Genomic DNA, 17,639 nt, shown 5'->3' on the forward strand with positions numbered 1-17,639 from the left:
TTACATCAGTATAATAAGCGATTTATAAATAAAATATAAATAAAAAAGTTCTTGCTAAGACGGTGTTATTTTATTTTAAAAATAAATAAATAAAAAATATATTAAATATATAAAAAACTTTATATATTAAATAAATTATTAATATAAATCAACTGAAATTATCAAGAGTCCGGACAAAGCCTGTCAATATGCCTATATAAATATTTTGTTAAAGAAATACTGAGATATATAACGACATTATACCTGAATATACTTTGAATTGCTCCAAAACGCCATAGGACAGCGTAAAAAATAAAACGCATAATGTATAAGCGCTTTTTAAAATTATTTTAATTTTATGGGTTATAAATAATATAATTTTCAATATAAGACCGATTTTTCTTTTATTTTATCATATATAATTCGCTAAATATAAGAACAATATTAATGCTCTTCAAACTAAAATTTTTAATAAAAAAAAGTAGATTACTATGGCATACAAATCTATTAATGACCTGGACGCTGTCGATATTAAGATCATCGAGAGATTATGCAAAGACGCAAGCGCCTCATTATCGGATATCGCTGAGGAGTTAGGGGTATCTGCCTCAACCGTCCATAAGCGCATAAACCAGTTAAAGGAGAATAATATCATAGAAAGGTTTACGATATTATTCGATCCGGCGATACTTAACTTGAGGACTGTGGCCTTTGTAGGTATAGAGCTGGAAAGAGACGCGCTGATGGGTAAGAAGAAGGAAGAGGTCCTTAGCGAACTCTCAAAGATACCTTATGTGCTCGAGATCCATGAGACACTGGCCCCGTTCGATCTTATTCTTAAGCTTCGGACCAAGAACGTCGAAAAGTTACGGAGCGTCATCACTAATATAGCATCGATAGACGGCATCATGGCCACTAACACCATACTTACCACAAACAGGATCATGGAGCGTTTTATCGAGATACCGCCGGGATAACAGAATAATTACAATCATATGATATTGATGCCGGGAGTATGCCATAGTCCCTAAAATTTTCACCCATTATTTTCTTCACAGCAAAGCGCGCAAAGGCAAAAAAATGAACACAAATGATTTTTTAGTTATCTGATCATTTAAAATATCCTTAACGTACATTATTCGCCTTATTGTCCCCGGTAGTGAAAATGAAAATGGAACGATTATTGACGGAAAGCCTGTTTTAACTGAAAGTCATTGATGATTTTCAATTCAGTATATCCTGATAGACTTTTATCATCCTGGACACGTTATTCTCCCACGTATAATCCTTTAAAGCACTCTTCATAGCATTTTCAGCGAACTGTCTCGATGTATCCGGATCATCAAGAAGGGAAGCCACCGACCTGGCTAATACTGCCGGATCCTCGCAGTTGATGATAACTCCTCTGCCATTGCCCAGGAATCTCTTTGCCCAGGAGGTGTTACCGCAGATGATCGGTTTTTTCATCGCCATATACTCAAACAGTTTAAGAGGATTGAAATAATTTGACACCCCGTTTGACGGGTATGGTGCCAGGGCTACATCGAACATCTCAACGTATTTGGGGACCTCCATGTAAGGCACTGAGCCGGGCATGATAATATAAGGATCCAGCCCCTTATTATGGACCTCGGACTTTATGTTCTCATACTCATGGCCGCTCCCGACTATGAACAATATAGTATCTTCTCTAGTTTTTATGAGGCGTGCCATCATTTCGATGGCGAATTGAACTCCATGCCAGGGCCGGAAGCCGCCGACGAACCCTAGCACTTTTTTATCCGGGATGCCGAATCTATCACGTAACTGATCGGCTTCCCTCCGGAATTTTCCCGGCGAGAAAAGGGAGGTGTTAACTCCGTTGTAGACCACGCTTATATTTTCTGCAGGAGCGCCATATTTTGATGAGACGAGATCCTTTAGCTCATCGCTGACCACGACTATCCGGTCAAATCGCCTCAGGTTATTTTTTAATTCCTGCTGCGCCGCCCAGTATACCGGGCCCGGCATGCTGCGCATCCGTGCCTGCTCCTCAAGCAACGGGCCGTTTATCTCGCACACCTTCTTCCCTTTGATGAACCGGAACATTAACAGTTCCTGAGCGAGATCGAGCCTCCAGTGAATAATATCCTGAGATGCCCCTAAAAGCTTAAGCTGGGCGGAAGTTGAAAAATGGTACATGTTAAGAGCAGGGTTCCCGTATGTGCTCCCGGTCTCATGAATGTTCACATCTTCGTTATAATACTCTCCCGAGACGTACGGCACATAAGCCCTTATCCGGGCATGCTTCGAAAGGTTCGTTATGAACTCGTGAAGATGTGTAGGGCTGCCTGCTTTCCACTCTCCAAGCGGGACTTTTGCGCAAACGGCTATATCCTTATCCAGCATCATTGTAAATAAGCAAGCCCTTAACTAAATATTTTAAACGATATATAAGCGGTTTGGGGCTGAAATAGTTATTTTTTGGCAAATGGACCAGGGATTTATCAGTAAGATAGCGGTAAGAACGTAAAGTATTAATCACCATTGCCGGATATGATAAAAGATAAGATAAACGTACACATAACAATAAAAAATAAATATGACTCTTCTGCGTTTTTAAGGGGACTTATTTTAAGTTGTTTCGGGGGGCGGGTAAGCACAGATCTCACAGAGACACAGAAGAGCCGAAAACAATATTTTAAAAAAATTTTTTTATAAGACTATCACAATACCGGCTACATAAAAAATTAAATTTGTTGTTATATCACGAAATAAAGCATATTATCAAAATATAACATAACGCGCATTCAAATATGTATATATAGTCACACTAAATTTTTTATTAGAATTGCTTACAATTTGATAATTATTTTACTAAATAAAGAAAGATTTATATAGCTATAACAAGCAATTAGTTATGTTACTACGACGGAAGACAGTGAATTCAATGAGCACCAAATTTAAGGGAAACCTGGACGAAACAGACTTATTCATCATTAAAAGACTCTGCGAAGACAGTAACACATCTCTCGCAAGTATCGGCGATGAATTAAACGTCTCTCCATCGACGATACATAAACGCATTTGCCGTCTTAAGGAAGGGGGAATAATAGAGAGATTCACCATTCTTTTCGATCCCTCGATCTTAAACTTAAAGACCATAGCATTTATCGGTATCGAACTGGAACGTAGCGCCCTTGTCGGAAAGAAAAAAGATGAGGTCATTAGTAAGCTTTTATCAATGCAGGAAGTGCTGGAGATCCACGAAACGCTTGAACCGTTCGATCTTTTACTAAAGCTGAGGACTGAAAATGTGGACTTTTTAAGGGAGATCATAGGAGACATCTCCACGATAGAGGGAGTACACACCACCAATACGATCCTTACAACAAAGAAGATCCTTGAGACGCCGTTAAAGTATGAGACCATAAAAGATCTTGGAGACATAAGACGTGGATAAAAGTAAAGAAAGATCATTTGCCAGGGCATTTAAAGAGCGTTTTGAATCATATAAGGCCGGATATGAGGCGCGAAGCACTCAAAAAATAAAGCCCGGCCAATAAAAGAAAATTTTTTATCAGGGCATAAAAAAGATAAAATCATTGTTCTGATCTATTTAAATAAAAAACATATAGAAAATATCTAAAGTATATCCGTGTACGCCATCTCGCGGATAGATTCCATTACTATAAGCGTATCCATTTCGCTTATACCCAGGGGCGCTATCTTATCGCTTATTATCCGTTTCATCTCGTCATAGTCGCATGTTGCTATGAGGAATGTCAGATTATATTCGCCGCTCGTGTGATAGATCTGTAAGACGTTCTCTATGCGTAAGAGCTTTCGGGTGACCTGGTCAAGCTTGCTCGGGTCCACCTTACACTGGATTATCGAATAGGAGTCAAGTCCGGCCTTCTTTTTATTGATTACGACAGTATAGCCCTTTATCACACCATCTTCTTCCATGATGCCAATGCGGTCCCTTACGGTCGATTGAGCCCTGTCTATCTTTTTTGCGACTTCCTTGTAGGTCATTCTGCCGTTACGCTGCAATATATTTAGGATCTTTTTATTCATCTTATCGATCTTCATCGCATCACACCTGGAAAAATATATGCAATAATATAATTAAGTAGTTATTAGTATATATACTCTTTTTTTAAAGCTAAGATGCTAACTTAATCAGGCATTATTAATCTATAAAAAATATCATAGTAATAATTATATATCACCCTGTTAAAAAGAGTATAGATTGTTCAAGATGCTCCGGAAGTTTACTAATGGGTAGAGATACGGTTAACACCGGCATAGAAGGGATGGACGAGTTACTCGGGGGCGGCATACCAAAAGGCGCCACAGTGCTCATAAACGGCCCTCCCGGTGCCGGAAAGACGGTCATAGCGCTGGAATATGCGTTCAACCAGGCGAAAAAGGGTGAGCGTGTGCTATTCGTAAGCACCTGCGAGCCCATATACAAGATAAACAAATTCGCCTCCAGCCTTTCCTTCTACGACCTGGACCTTATCAGCGGCGGCATCAACATGGACTACTATGGCCCCAAAGAAAAAAGAGGCTATGTAGAGTTCCAGGACTATTCCCTGGGCCAGATCTCCGACGAGCAATATGTAGGCGATTTTTTTGACGGCATTCAAAAAAAGGTGACCAGAAGAAGCTACGAACACCTCATTATTGACTCTATCACCTCTATCAATATGCTTCTGGGGAACGAGATAGAGAGGCGTAAAAAAACTCTCCTGTTCAGCGCATGGGTATCGCGCATGGGATGCACGACATTGCTGACCTCAGAGGATTACGGAATATCGGGAACAGAAAGATTCCTATCGGATGCGGTCATCGACCTGGGGAGGTCGGAACTAAGATCTTCAAAATCAGGCTGCGGCAATATATCCGGCATGCATTTCCGTACTATAGAGGTCGCCAAGCTTCGCGGTAAAAGGCATATGTCAGGCAAGTATTTTTATAGCATTTCCAGCGACGGCATCAGGATAATCACACCCGGGAGTAAGCCGGCAGCCATGGAGGAGAATACCGGCCTTACCGGCATAAAGGACCTGGACGAGAATATCGGAGGTGTCAGATATGGAAACATATGGCACATCAATACGGATGACGCCAGGACGTTTGATCCGATTTTAGATACAATGGCCAGGGAGACTATCAGGTCCGGGGACGGCATTATATGGATAAGGCCGCAGGAAGATCAGTTTACGTCTATAGATATACTTAAAAGAAGGTTCGGGGAAGAAGTCATGAATGCCATAAATGAAAAGCGCTTTATCATGATAGACCCTGGCAGATCCGGGACGCCGAAAGACCTCAAGAATGTCGTCATAAACGTACCTGTCACGGACAAATTATTCTCCGAGCTCTCCGAACTGATAATATCGATCATGAGGCCGGGAGACGTCAGGTGGCGCGTCTATCTTGACATAGGAAGCCTGAACGGGTCGACCGGCAAAGAAGACGCTAAAAAATTCTATTCGGATATTTCTGCGTTCATCAGGAATAACGAAGAGATACTAATGACATACAAGGAAACATATGTTTCCGGCAGAGGGCTGCTGAACACCATAGAGTCCCGCTCCGACGGCATAATCGACGTCTGGAATAGCGGAGGGTACAGGCTTTTACAGGTAAAGAAAGCCCCGGGTGCCATAAGCTTTGAGCCGTATGTGCTAAAAATGGAAGATGACCGGATCACTTTGTTCCCGTTTTGATTTACGACTCCGGATACACAGGCTGATAGGCGTTCTATTGTTCATTGATGATATTTTAAAAAGATCAGCATGTCCGGTCAGCTGATACGCTTATATTTACTTGACGGGGAATACATTAAAAGCCCTACAATGGCCGCGAGCAGGATAAACTGGGAAAATATCGCCGCTATTGCCACCAGTACGACGCTCGATTTTTTCGAATCCACGTTGCCCCGAGGTATCCTTCTTTTTGCAGAGCGGTTGGAGTACACCGCCCCAAAGGCTAGCAGGACGTCTGCCGCAAGTATTACCCATATGACATAGGGGAGGTTGGTCATGAAAAGGTACCATGAATATAATGATGACATATCATAGACATATGAAAAATAATTCAGCACATTGACCGAATAAAGCGCATAGTAGATATGAAGTATCATGAAACACGCAAACGCTATCGGAGCGAGTATGTGCTGCATCACTTTATTGTAATAGATAAAGCTTCTTTTATTGCTGATAGAGAACCTGTCCCGGAACATCATCACTGTCTGAAGGTTAGCGATCCCCTTGCGGAGCTTATGTGTCATCCACGTCCGGAGGTCATGAGGCGTTCTTATCTCGCTCCCCATCACCTGCGCAAGGTATATGACATCATAGCCCTGGCTGGATATGTTAAGCGCGGTATAGAAATCGTCGGCCACCACGTTCGCCGGGTATGAGCGCTGCAAAGACCTTCGGAACATATAACACCCGGCAACAAGGCTTGAAGAGGATATGCGGCTCTCGAGCGTTCTCATCTTATTGTTCGTTATCCAGAATGACATTTCCATGTTCGGGACAAAACCGTCAAGCTCTTTGGGAAGTATCCAGGGACCGACCGCCCCCACGCACGGGTCGGCGAAATACTTAGCGGTACTTTTAAGCACACCGGGCACGAGTTCGGTATCCGCGTCCGTCACCATGATAAGTTCATGACTGGCGGCGCGAAGGCCTATGTTCAACGCGTCAATTTTACCTTTGTTATCTCTCTGGATCAACAGGCGGAAATTATCAGCATTATTATCCTTTATCCACCTGCTCACTATGTCCCCGGTTCCGTCAGGCGAGTTACCGTCGACGATAAGGACTTCGAGACGGTCCGAAGGATAGATGATATCGCTCAGGTTCTTTAATTTAGTTTCAATGATGTCTGCCTCGTTAAATACGGAGGCGATGATAGTAATACCCGGATAATAGCTGTCCTCAATATCCCGTGATGGTTTTTCTCTGTGCTGTAAAGAGGTGGTATAAAATACGAATGAGTAGGCGATGCACAGGTAAATTATTATCAGCATAATATAATAAATGTAATTCATTAAATTGAATATTATACTATCCATTAGATGATTATCTAGCAAGCGGTAAATATATAGATTTGTCAAAATAATAAGCGATTGAACAACGAAAATCCCTAAACAATAACTATTTTACAATAGTATATTATAAAAAAATATATAAAAATTAAAGGAGCGGGTCGATGCTGTCCGATAGCGAACCGGACCGACCCGGAAATTTACGCTAAAAAGCCTGACGTGCGCTCAGAACAATAATACGCCATCTTTCATGACCTGTTTGCCGTCTACCCACATTGACGGGTTCATGACAAGACAGTCCTGGTGTATCAGGGCGTTCGCGTCATTATCATAGTTGCTGCCTATGGCGAAGTGGACAGTCTTCCCGACCTTCTCATCCTCGAGGAGGTTGCCGGTCATCCTTGCGTGATAGTTGATACCGATGCCCAGCTCGCCGATGTGGCGGGCGTTGATCTCCTCTTCCTTCAGCCCCTTTTCTCTGGCCATTTTCTCGCCGTTCTTGATAACGTTTAACAATTCCCTGGCCTCTTCGCCGCCGATGACGTCCACAACATAGCCATCCTTTAATATGACCTTGACCGGTTCCTTAGGTATCACCGCTTTTGGCACCAGGTCTATAGTGCCATCAAAGACAATGACGCCGTGGGCGCTTCCGACAGCAGGGGATATAAAAGCCTCTCCAGCAGGAAGGTTGCCTCCAAGTCCCGGAGACTTGAAATTACCGTCATCGCAGAAGGCCTTACGCCCGTCGATCGAGATGGTGACGTCCGTGCCTGCCGGCGATGTTACGCGGATCTCTTTGCCCTCGTCAAGGACTTTCTTAATGCGTGAGGCAGTGTCCTGCATAGCGCCATAGTCGACTGCGACACACCTCTGGAACATGTCAACGTTCGTGGTAGGAGACCAGAAGCCCCTTATACGCTTATCCCCGTCCATAAGCTTGTCAAAGGCGCTTTGGTACTTTTTGCCATCCCTTCCCACGTAGCCTATGTTAAGCCCGTAGGGGTCCTTGCCCATCTTGTTAGCTGAAAGCGATATGACTATATCCGGTTCTGCCTTTATTGCCTCGATCACTATGCGCTCGGCATACGTGTAGGTGGTCTTCATCTCCTGGACCACAATGACGGGCTTTCCGCCCAGTGCTTTTGTCTCTTCGAACAATGCCTTCGCGATGGGGAACACTTCACCTTCAAAATTCGTTACGATAAGTACCTCTTCTCCTTCTCTGAGGCCTACGACATCCCTCATCGCGATCTTGGCAGCTTCATTAAGGTCTGTCAGAATGAACATCTCCAAAATATTTTTTTCATTATAAAGGAGTTTAAAAATTAAAAGCTTTTTGAATGAAAAGAAAATGCCAGAGGGCAGTAATGACCATTTATGAGCATATAGATACGTCAATGATAATAAAACGGACAATAAAGACAGATTGAGCAGGGGAATTATGGGATCGAGCACTCAGCCCCATATCCCCCTGTCATCATACGCAGTCAAGCCTTACAATACGGCTGATCGAGCCGGTATTGCTGCCGGAGGCAGTTATGTTAAAGTCTGCGTATCCATTGCTGCCGGCATATATATTGTATACCCATATGAAATCATGCGTTTCCCCGGGGAGTATGTTGACGGACACCGGAGATGGCGGAGATATAAGATATACTTCGAAATTACCCGTATGCAGATCATACCGTACCTGCGGGCAGACGTTGTTCGCCGTTGAATCCCCGTAGTTCGTCACATGGGCGATGAGGCTCACCGTGATGTTATCTTTATGCTTCATTGTGGAAGGCTGCAATTCCGGCACCAGGCCGATCGACGTTGTCACAGCCGTGCTGCTGCCTGGAGACCCTGTCGTCGTATCATAAAGATGCAGCCTGATATTCTCCCCGCCAAAATATACGGTAGCATCGACAGTATCATCAATCCTTACCACTGAGTAATTGACGTTCTTTACCAGTCCTGCCCCGGTAAAAATTTCTTCAAAATAGCTTTCCCATTCGCCGGCATATATCGAGGTCACGCTGATAGACACGTTATTGACATAAGCCTCCCTGTGAACGCAGTTCTCAGGAAAGATAGTGCTGGTAAGCATCTCATTTTGCGTGGAAGCTACGGAAGATGCCTGATCGTTTATCCTTATGGGAAACATCATAACGGTTATGTTGGATGAATTACCGGGGTCTCGCCTGACCGACATACAGGGGTCGCCCAGCTTCTTGTGCCCGGCAGCCTGTGATAATATCAGCATACCGGATTCGTAATGATATTTCTGGTCCAGCCAGTAGTTATTATTAGATGAATATGTGATACTGCCCATATTCGTAAGATCGGTCCCCAGATTGGTCCCGCTCTGGTTATACGCGGTGATAATAAGCGAGCCGTAGGACGGATCTATCCCGAGCGCCCCGCTTGAGCTGCCGGGATCTATCAACGGTATGGACCCGCCGCCCATTTCCACGTTGGTCGTCACTATTCCCCTGCCTATTGCTGCGGCTGCGTCGATACGGGACTTATGGTCCATCATATCGCTCAGCACGTTTTGCATATGGTCTGATTCTGCCTGTTTTTTCATCTCCGGTATGTATACGACCTTGAAGAGCGCTATCACTGACACGATAAGTCCCAGCACAAGTATAGCGCCGATCACCGTCGACACTGCAGAATTTGAAGACCTGAAACGGACATTTGACATACTATACCCCTGCATTATTTATCATAAAATGCCCCAGGGACGAGCGTGAAGCCCTGTCATATACAAAAACGGATAGGTTTTGCCCGGTATCGAATGGAAATACCATCGCTTCGCCGATATCCCATAATACGTTCCCGTCATTATGGCTGACAAAAGACCCCGGCCGGGACAGATTGTAAGCCGCGCCGTTGATCATCACGTCTATATCGCCAAGCGGGACGCTATCTCCTCCCGAATGCATAACTATGACCGAGGTATCGTTAATTTCCACGGACGTGCTGACGATATGAGACTGCGGCCGGGAAAAAAACGAATATGTAGCGGCGATCAGGATAGTAAATATCGCGACCGTTATCAAAAGTATAAGAAGTTCGCCTACCAGCTCTGATACGGCAGATTCCGAACTTAACATCGAAGCATTGTTTCTCTTAGTTCGCATGCTCACACCCTAAATAAATATCATGAATACGGCATACCCTGTTGCCATCATTAGAAGGGAGTGCTTTAATCCTGAGGCCACGTTCCCTTCGCCCATCATCCCTGCCATGACCCCGGAAAATAATCCCTGTATAAGGACCGAATGATAGAATAGCAGATGCAACATTCCTGTTCCCGAAATATCCATAAAAGAAAATCCCATCGAAGCCATATGTGTTGAACTGTCGGCCGGGATACCGGGAAGGATCGGTAAAAATACGCTTACGAGCGTGTATATGATGTACAGGAAAACGAAGAAGGATATGTAGATTATCGAGACGTAGACAAGCATATTGGAGAACCTCTCCTCTTTCCGCGACAGGTTGGCTGAAGCGTCGGCGGCCGCGATCTCGAGAGTGTCCTTGATGTTGCCGGTAGACTCGTTCGCCCTCACTATAAGGGTGACCATCCTTCGTATCGATGCCGTGTTAATCCGGCGCTCGAACCTTATCAGCGCGTCTCTCGTATCCGCGCCCCACTCTATGTCCGCGCACATCTTCCTTATCTCGACGTTAAGCACGCCGAGATTGGACTTCAGCAGCGTCTTGATCGCCAGAGCCAGCGTCAGACCCGATTCGTTGACGCCTGCCAGCCTCTTTAAAAATTCCGGTATCGCCGTATCGATCTTTTTTATCCTGCTGTTGCGCGCTTCCCAGAATACGACGAAAGGAAGCACCGCTATAAAGAACCCGATAAGTAACATGTCGTCAAGCTGTGATAGTGATCCGTATGAAAGATCAAGATAGCCGTTTCCCGTCACCAGTACGAACAGTACGCCGGCGGGGGCGCTGACATAAAGCACTTTATATGGATCATTCGTGATGTATGATATCGGATTATCTAAAAATTTCCTGACCCGGTACCTGAACTGCGCGCGCCTGATAGCCACGTCCTCGGACGGCAGCAATTCCCTCTTGTTCACATCTTCGTACTCGTTGAGCTTTTTCTTTCTGATCGATATCCTGCCGCGGCCGTCTCCAAGCCCCATGGCGGACAGGAACCATATGAATAATATGGAGCCAACAGGGATCAGGAAGTATATCAGGAATTGTATCTGGCCTATGTCCGTAACGCTGATGAGCCCTATTATGACCATTATGGTCATAAGGAAAAGTGGGCCTGCGATGAACGCGGTCACATATATCTCCGCGAACATGCTTAGCATATCGGTGAGCACTTTTTGTTCCTGCGAAGCGACTACCCGATACTGCTCGGAGCGTGAATGCAGGAAGGTCGTCATATCGCCTCCGCTTTCCATCAGGCTGGTCATGCTTTCGAAAAAGTTTTTTAAAGGCTCGGAAGGTGTCCTGTCCGACACGACCTTTATTGCGGTTATCAGGTCATATCCCAGAAGCTCGACGCTGCGTACGACGGACTCCATCTCGACCGCGACCTCGCCGTAGATGTCCTTATGATCGCAAAGGGCACGGAAAACATCCAGAGGGTTCATGCCGCCCTTGCTCATCGCGTACATGAAGGTCACAGCATGCGGAAGGGTGAGATTTATCTCTGACTCCCTTGCCGATGCGATGTATTTAGGATATCCTGCTAGCGCATAACAGAATATCATGAATGATACCGCAAAGGACGCTACAAGCACAATAAATAGCATAAGGACGGAATTTCCGGCCAGCGCGCCGATGATCGAATATTTGAGGCTGTCGGGAAGCAGATAGCTAAACCCGTCATAGAAATCGGGTATCCTTCTTGCCGCAAAAACGAGACAGATCAGAGACACCGCCGCTGCTGCCAGGCTGCCGAGAAAGATCAGCCTTGACGCATATATATCAGACGGTGTGCTAATATTCGCCTTTCTTAGATTGATCTCGAGATCAAAGAAATTCTGGCGGTTTTTCCTGGCATACCCTCCAAAAAGCCTGTATGCAAACCTATCCGAAAAAAATTGCGAGAGAGCCATTATGGCTTTACACCTCTGGCCTTATCAGATCCCGCAGCTCTCCGCGGTCGATCAGTTCCAGCACCTGTTCCGGCATGACGCTGTACAGGTGCGTTACGATGCTAAAGCTCCTGTAATCGCGTATGTTCTCCTTTTGCAGGTGATCGAGCACTTTTATCCTGTTATTGATCTCGCGGTCAATGCGGGCGCGGTCCCATCCCCGCTTTGCCATGATGTCATTGATGACGTAGGATTCAGCAAGCCTCTCGTAGGTGTCATTCGCCGAATCCCACCTGAACAGCTCGTTAATGCGAAGATTATTGGTCTTCACGTCCACCCCTGTGATCTCGACTACGCTCTTTGTCCGGCGCGCCCTGACTCCTTCATTATATGTTAATTCCTGTATGCTGACGATGTTGAGCGACTGGAGCATCATGTTCGGCACGTTTATAGGCTCGTTGAGAAGCCTGTTGACAACAGCCTGTATAGATCCGGCATGCATTGTAGAGTATGTCGTATGCCCGGTATTCATCGCCTGGAACAGAGTAAGCGCTTCTTTTCCCCTCACTTCTCCCACGATTATGTATTCCGGCCTCTGCCTCAGTGCCGCCTTAAGAAGCTCATACATGCTGATCTCGCCCGGAACCCCTATGGCAGGTGCGTCACGGGTGAGCCCTGCGATCCAGTTATTATGATACAACGTCAGTTCCCGGGTATCCTCGATAGTTATCACTTTGGCACCCTGCGGCACGAACAAGGATACGGCGTTCAGTGACGATGTTTTTCCTGATGCCGTGCCTCCTGCGAATAAAAGATTCTTATTATTTTCAATCGCAAGCCAGAAATATGAGAGCATCTCGCTGGACATTGTTTTGAACTTTAACATGTCAACGGGCGTGAACGGGTCAGGGCGGAACTTACGTATCGTGAAAGAGCTCCCCCTTGTGGTCACTTCCCTCCCCAGCGTAGCCTCGATACGCGAGCCGTCCGGCAGTGTCGCGTTCGCAATGGGATTCGCCACGGATATATGCCTGCCGCCGCGCTGCACAAGCCTCATTACCAGAGAGTTGAGCTCGTCCTCCTTCGATATCTTGATATTCGTCTTTATGTTCTGGTATTTTTTATGAAATAGAAATATCGGCACGTTAACGCCATTACATGAAATATCCTCTATCTGGCCATCATGCATCAAAGCGTCAATGCACCCGTAGCCCAGGTAATTTCTTTCCAGGTAGTAGAGTATTTTCTGCCTCGACCTCCCGGGCAGGTCGATGCCGTATATAGAGATGAGCATATCGCATTTTGACCGCAGTATTGAATTACGGTCAACGTCAGATTGAGCCGGTTCCCCCCTGATCAATATGTCCCGCAGGTCGTCATAGAGCCTCTCGAGGAGCTCTACCTCCAGGCCGGTAAGCTCCGGCTCGCATACATGATACTCGTATTCCTTTAAGCCGTTATCATAAGTTATTTTGATGAACGTGAAAGGTTCGCGGACACTATAACGTTCTATCTCGACCTTGCCTTCCCCGGAGATATCGCTCCCTGAAGGCGGAGCTATGCGATCCCCGTCGCCCGGTATAAGTTCTATGGGACCGGTCAAGCTTTTTTCTTTTATCGAGCGTACAAATCCATCAATGCCGGCATTTTCCGGCACGAGCTCTCCCGGACTATTTTCCCCGTAAAAGCTTTCCGCCCTTACCTCGTGTGATCCGCCTTTATCTTCCCGCCTGAAGACACTTTTTATCGACCTATGGATACCTAAGATAATACCTGTGGGATCTTTAGTACTGGTCGGACAATTATCGCTGCTCATCCAGATAAAACTATAATTTTATAGGATATAACTTTTATTATCAAATTTTTGTTTATTTTTTTTATTTAGTCAATATTTAGCCTTAAAATCGAAAACAGAGCCAGATACTTACTATTTTGTAATTAATTATATGAAATCGCAGAATAGAATTTGTGTAAAAAGAAATATTATATTATGTTTATTTCTTTGGTTCTGAAAGTATTTATAAGCGAAATACACATTTTAGGTTAGCGAGGGGTAAAAAAATAGGCCATAAAAAAGAGGGATCACGTGAGCAGATCAATAGTAAAATATCCGACAGGAATAATGTCGATGGACACCATAATCAAAGGAGGGCTTCCCGCAGGGTCTTTCACGCTTCTGCTTGGCGAGGTCGGGGCAGGCAGCCAGGAATTCGCGTATACCTCCATGCTCATGTTATCTCAGATGAAAAAGGAGCGTATTGCGCTGGAGACGGATGGCAAAAGCAATGGTGTCAACCTGCCGGACAAGATATGCTACATATCGTTCACAAGGACCAGGGATAACATACTGCTGGACATATCCGCATTAAAAGTAGCTAGCGTAACTGACGTAGAGTCAAACCTCATATTCATTGACCTGTCGGGGGAATATTTTTCCCGCACGCAGGTCCCGATGTCCTGGACAAGGGATGAGATGGCAACGCTGACAGACCTTAAGACAGCCAATACGAACAGGACGGTCTTCAAGGCCGTCATCGATACCCTGGAAAAGTATGCGCCAAACAACCTGGTCATAATCGATTCGCTAACGGACCTCCTCAGGAGCGCGGGCTCCGAAAACCTCACATGGAGCGATCTTGTCTCCCTGCTTAAAGGGATCCAGAGAATGTCAAAACAATGGAACTCTGTGATATATGCGCTCCTCACGGCGGACATATTCGACGCCAGCAAAGAGGAAGAGGTCTCGGATTGCGTTGACGGCGTCATGGTCTTTAAATGGGACATCACCGGTATCAATCAGCTGCAGCGTACGATGTACATAAAAAAATTCAGGGGATTGATGCCATACCTTGAAGAAGATAACGTAGTAAGGTTCGAAACGAAGGTAAGTGCCAGCCGCGCCTTTGAGATATCGAACATCAGAGAGATCATAGGTAGATGACGATGAAACTACTTAGCACAGGTGTAAACGGATTGGATGAGCTTCTTCACGGAGGGTTCCCGGAGAAGCACATGGTCGTGGTCTTTGGAGGAATGGGTACAGGCAAGTCCACGCTTGCCCTGCAGTTCATAGTGAACGGCCTGATGAAAGGCGAGAAGACAGTATACATGAGCCTTGAGGAGAGGGAGAACGAGATAGTGGAATCCGCCAGGGGTTTCGGCTGGGACATCCAATCATTCATCGATAACAACATGCTGATCCTGATAAGGCTTGACCCGAATGACATAAAGTCAACGCTTTCAAGGATAAAGAACGAGATGCCGAAGCTGATAAAGTCTTTCGGAGCATCGAGGCTTGTCATCGACTCTATCACTTTGTTCGAGATGATGTTCTCGGACGAGGCTGAGCGCAGGCTTAATCTTTTTGAGATATTCGCCATACTAAAGGAGACAGGAGTGACGGCATTGATCACTTCGGAAGCCGCACGCGAGGACTCGTATTCCACCAGGTACGGGCTTGTCGAGTATGTCGCTGACGGCGTCATAATGCTGAGATACGTAAGGCAGGACGAGCTCCGCGACGTCAAGCTGGCGGTAGAAGTGGTCAAGATGAGACGCCATAACCATTCGCGCAGTATCAAGCCTTATGACATAACGAATGAAGGCATAGTAGTGCATTCAGAGTCTGAAGTGTTCTAAAGGGAAGTGAAAACCCCTTTAGTAACATTATTTTATGCCCGGGAATGAGGTAGTTTCATCCCAAATTTCGATAGGATCATAAAGATCATATTAAACCTTAAAAAATATTTACTAAGATCTTTATTGTTAAATGTGTAGCAACTGCACGATTTTTATAAAAAAGACATAAATGCCATTCTCATATAATATTATAAAAGGATAATACAGGATACGTCTTTTGAAAAATATAGTAACCCCATACGGGGTAAGCACAATTTTTTATATCAGTAATAAATTATAATCTGTAGTAAATGAATTAAAAAATAATTCTACAGCGTAGAAAACTTTATTTTATAGTAATATAATAATTAAAATAAAATAGTAATCGATTGTATTGGAGGTGAGCTCCGTATGGAAGATATGATAAAAACAAAAAAGAGGGGGCGGCAAACTAGCTGGAAGAACAATGTCGAGGACGACCTGAAAGGCATTCTCGATAAGAAAGGAGTCATAGGAGCTTTCCTCATATCTAAAAACGGTGAGACAGTATCCCAGGTGTTCCAGGAGACACTAAAGCATAAAGAAGGCGGCCTCATGCAGTTCGTTAAAAAGGTGGTCCCCGCCATCATAAACATGAGGAACGTGCCTTTACGCCGGACCATATTCGAGACAAAGGACGGCTCGGTGATATTCCATCATACTGAAAACGGGATAGTCGGATGCGTACTTGATAAAGACTATGACCTGATCACGATCATGCTCGATGTAAGGATGGCTGGAGAGCTTATCGACAGCCACCTGAATAACGATGAGTTAGACCAGGATGAGCGGGACATCATTCTCAGAGAGAATCGCGATGAATTCAGGACCCTAAACTCCGAGCTCTTAACCGAGATCGAAAAGCACTTCGGATACAATATGACAGAAGCTCTGATCCAGAGGACAGTAAGGTGAAGCAAAAATGAAGAAGCTCAAGACTGGTATATTAGGATTAGACAGCCTCCTAGACGGGGGTTTTAACGAACACTCGGCAACGATACTTGTAGGTTCCTCGGGTACCGGAAAGACGACGATGGCTTTGCAATTTTTAAGAAAAGGGCTTGAGACCGGTAACGAAGGCATATACATCACGCTGGAAGAATCTAAGGAGCAGATATTAGCCGAAGCTAAAAGTATGGGCTGGGAGGACATTGAGTCGTATATCGAGCAGGGCTCCCTTGTTTTTCTGGAGGCGGCCGGCAAAGACCTTGCGGATTTCATAAAGGAAGAGCTGCCCCAATTCGTCGAGGACTGGGAAGGCTCAAACGCGCGCATCGTGATAGATCCGCTGACGCCAGTGATATGGGCGTTTGAGGATAAATACGATCAGAGGATGCTTATTTCCCAGCTATTCAAGGAGACTAAAAGAGTCGGCACAGTACTTAGCACGATCGAGGAGCACGGGAACGCCGGGGAGATGGCAAGCGGCATGGCCGGAGGCGAGACAGTCATACCGATGTATCTCGCAGACACTATCGTCCGCATTTATTTCGCCGGGCTGGGATCCATGGGTAACCGCATGCTCAATATCATAAAATCAAGGCAATCATGGCATAGCGATCTTTCTTACCCTTACAGGTTCGTGCTGGGCATAGGGATCGTCATAGACACAAGCGAGATGGAACCCAAGAGAATAAAGAAGCTCACTCCGGAAATGAAGCTGCAGATCAACGAGAGAGTGGCCAGCCTGCCAAAGCGCGACGCAGAGCAGATCAAGACGATCGTCAGATACATGGAGCGCGCGGACCTTGGCGACATGGCGCCCGAACGGATAATCGACATGCTCATTGAGGATTACCAAAACTCCGCCCAGGGAACGATGGAAGGCACCGTTGGGCCAATGTAAATATGTCCGGCAATAAAATGACCCGCCGCGGCAGCGATCGGAG

The 17,639-nt window shown here is 45.4% G+C and carries 15 protein-coding genes; 7 read left to right on the top strand and 8 right to left on the bottom strand.

What is annotated here, in order from left to right; genetic code table 11:
- The first annotated feature begins 470 nt into the window (after positions 1-470).
- On the top strand, positions 471-956 hold the full coding sequence (locus tag CUJ83_RS13815) for an Lrp/AsnC family transcriptional regulator (protein ID WP_230742917.1): 486 nt from the start codon (positions 471-473) through the stop codon (positions 954-956).
- A 247-nt stretch (positions 957-1,203) separates the two neighbouring features.
- On the opposite strand, the gene CUJ83_RS13820 is transcribed toward CUJ83_RS13815, so the two are convergent.
- The gene (locus CUJ83_RS13820) at positions 1,204-2,367 is read right to left on the bottom strand and encodes a glycosyltransferase (RefSeq protein WP_230742918.1); all 1,164 of its coding nucleotides are present in this window, start codon (positions 2,365-2,367) and stop codon (positions 1,204-1,206) included.
- A gap of 541 nt (positions 2,368-2,908) precedes the next feature.
- Between CUJ83_RS13820 and CUJ83_RS13825 the strand changes: the two genes are divergently transcribed.
- On the top strand, positions 2,909-3,421 hold the full coding sequence (locus CUJ83_RS13825; RefSeq protein WP_230742919.1) for an Lrp/AsnC family transcriptional regulator: 513 nt from the start codon (positions 2,909-2,911) through the stop codon (positions 3,419-3,421).
- A gap of 182 nt (positions 3,422-3,603) precedes the next feature.
- Here the strand turns inward: CUJ83_RS13825 and CUJ83_RS13830 are convergent, their stop codons facing one another.
- Positions 3,604-4,053, bottom strand: coding sequence for an Lrp/AsnC family transcriptional regulator (locus CUJ83_RS13830; RefSeq protein ID WP_230742920.1), 450 nt, complete (start codon positions 4,051-4,053; stop codon positions 3,604-3,606).
- A gap of 188 nt (positions 4,054-4,241) precedes the next feature.
- Between CUJ83_RS13830 and CUJ83_RS13835 the strand changes: the two genes are divergently transcribed.
- Positions 4,242-5,699 (top strand): RAD55 family ATPase, encoded by a 1,458-nt coding sequence (locus CUJ83_RS13835; RefSeq protein WP_230742921.1) that lies wholly within the window; start codon positions 4,242-4,244, stop codon positions 5,697-5,699.
- 77 nt (positions 5,700-5,776) lie between these two features.
- On the opposite strand, the gene CUJ83_RS13840 is transcribed toward CUJ83_RS13835, so the two are convergent.
- From CUJ83_RS13840 to CUJ83_RS13865, 6 genes are all read right to left on the bottom strand, one after another.
- Positions 5,777-7,054 carry a glycosyltransferase gene (locus CUJ83_RS13840; protein ID WP_230742922.1) on the bottom strand — a complete coding sequence of 426 codons (1,278 nt, stop codon included), beginning with the start codon at positions 7,052-7,054 and terminating at the stop codon, positions 5,777-5,779.
- A gap of 198 nt (positions 7,055-7,252) precedes the next feature.
- Entirely contained in the window at positions 7,253-8,317 is a 1,065-nt protein-coding gene (locus CUJ83_RS13845; RefSeq protein ID WP_230743017.1) for an aminopeptidase, read from the bottom strand.
- Between the two features lie 190 nt (positions 8,318-8,507).
- On the bottom strand, positions 8,508-9,719 hold the full coding sequence (locus CUJ83_RS13850) for a DUF7289 family protein (RefSeq protein WP_230742923.1): 1,212 nt from the start codon (positions 9,717-9,719) through the stop codon (positions 8,508-8,510).
- Between the two features lies 1 nt (position 9,720).
- Positions 9,721-10,158: a type IV pilin N-terminal domain-containing protein gene (locus tag CUJ83_RS13855; RefSeq protein WP_230742924.1), complete on the bottom strand. Its 438-nt coding sequence runs from the start codon at positions 10,156-10,158 to the stop codon at positions 9,721-9,723.
- 9 nt (positions 10,159-10,167) lie between these two features.
- Positions 10,168-12,114 carry a type II secretion system F family protein gene (locus tag CUJ83_RS13860; RefSeq protein WP_230742925.1) on the bottom strand — a complete coding sequence of 649 codons (1,947 nt, stop codon included), beginning with the start codon at positions 12,112-12,114 and terminating at the stop codon, positions 10,168-10,170.
- Positions 12,115-12,121: 7 nt separating this feature from the next.
- Positions 12,122-13,909, bottom strand: coding sequence for a type II/IV secretion system ATPase subunit (locus tag CUJ83_RS13865; RefSeq protein WP_230742926.1), 1,788 nt, complete (start codon positions 13,907-13,909; stop codon positions 12,122-12,124).
- Positions 13,910-14,179: 270 nt separating this feature from the next.
- Here CUJ83_RS13865 and CUJ83_RS13870 point away from each other — a divergent pair, with 270 nt between their 5' ends.
- The 4 genes from CUJ83_RS13870 to CUJ83_RS13885 all read left to right on the top strand — a co-directional run bounded on the left by CUJ83_RS13870 (position 14,180) and on the right by CUJ83_RS13885 (position 17,596).
- Positions 14,180-15,034: an RAD55 family ATPase gene (locus tag CUJ83_RS13870; RefSeq protein WP_230742927.1), complete on the top strand. Its 855-nt coding sequence runs from the start codon at positions 14,180-14,182 to the stop codon at positions 15,032-15,034.
- Positions 15,031-15,732 (top strand): KaiC domain-containing protein, encoded by a 702-nt coding sequence (locus CUJ83_RS13875; protein ID WP_230742928.1) that lies wholly within the window; start codon positions 15,031-15,033, stop codon positions 15,730-15,732. The genes CUJ83_RS13870 and CUJ83_RS13875 overlap by 4 nt, the downstream gene beginning before the upstream one ends.
- A gap of 390 nt (positions 15,733-16,122) precedes the next feature.
- Positions 16,123-16,665 (top strand): hypothetical protein, encoded by a 543-nt coding sequence (locus tag CUJ83_RS13880; protein ID WP_230742929.1) that lies wholly within the window; start codon positions 16,123-16,125, stop codon positions 16,663-16,665.
- Positions 16,666-16,672: 7 nt separating this feature from the next.
- A complete protein-coding gene (locus tag CUJ83_RS13885; RefSeq protein ID WP_230742930.1) occupies positions 16,673-17,596 on the top strand; it encodes an RAD55 family ATPase in 924 nt (307 codons plus the stop codon).
- Positions 17,597-17,639: the final 43 nt, after the last annotated feature.

It is taken from the genome of Methanooceanicella nereidis, from assembly GCF_021023085.1.
In the GTDB taxonomy this organism is placed as follows: domain Archaea; phylum Halobacteriota; class Methanocellia; order Methanocellales; family Methanocellaceae; genus Methanooceanicella; species Methanooceanicella nereidis.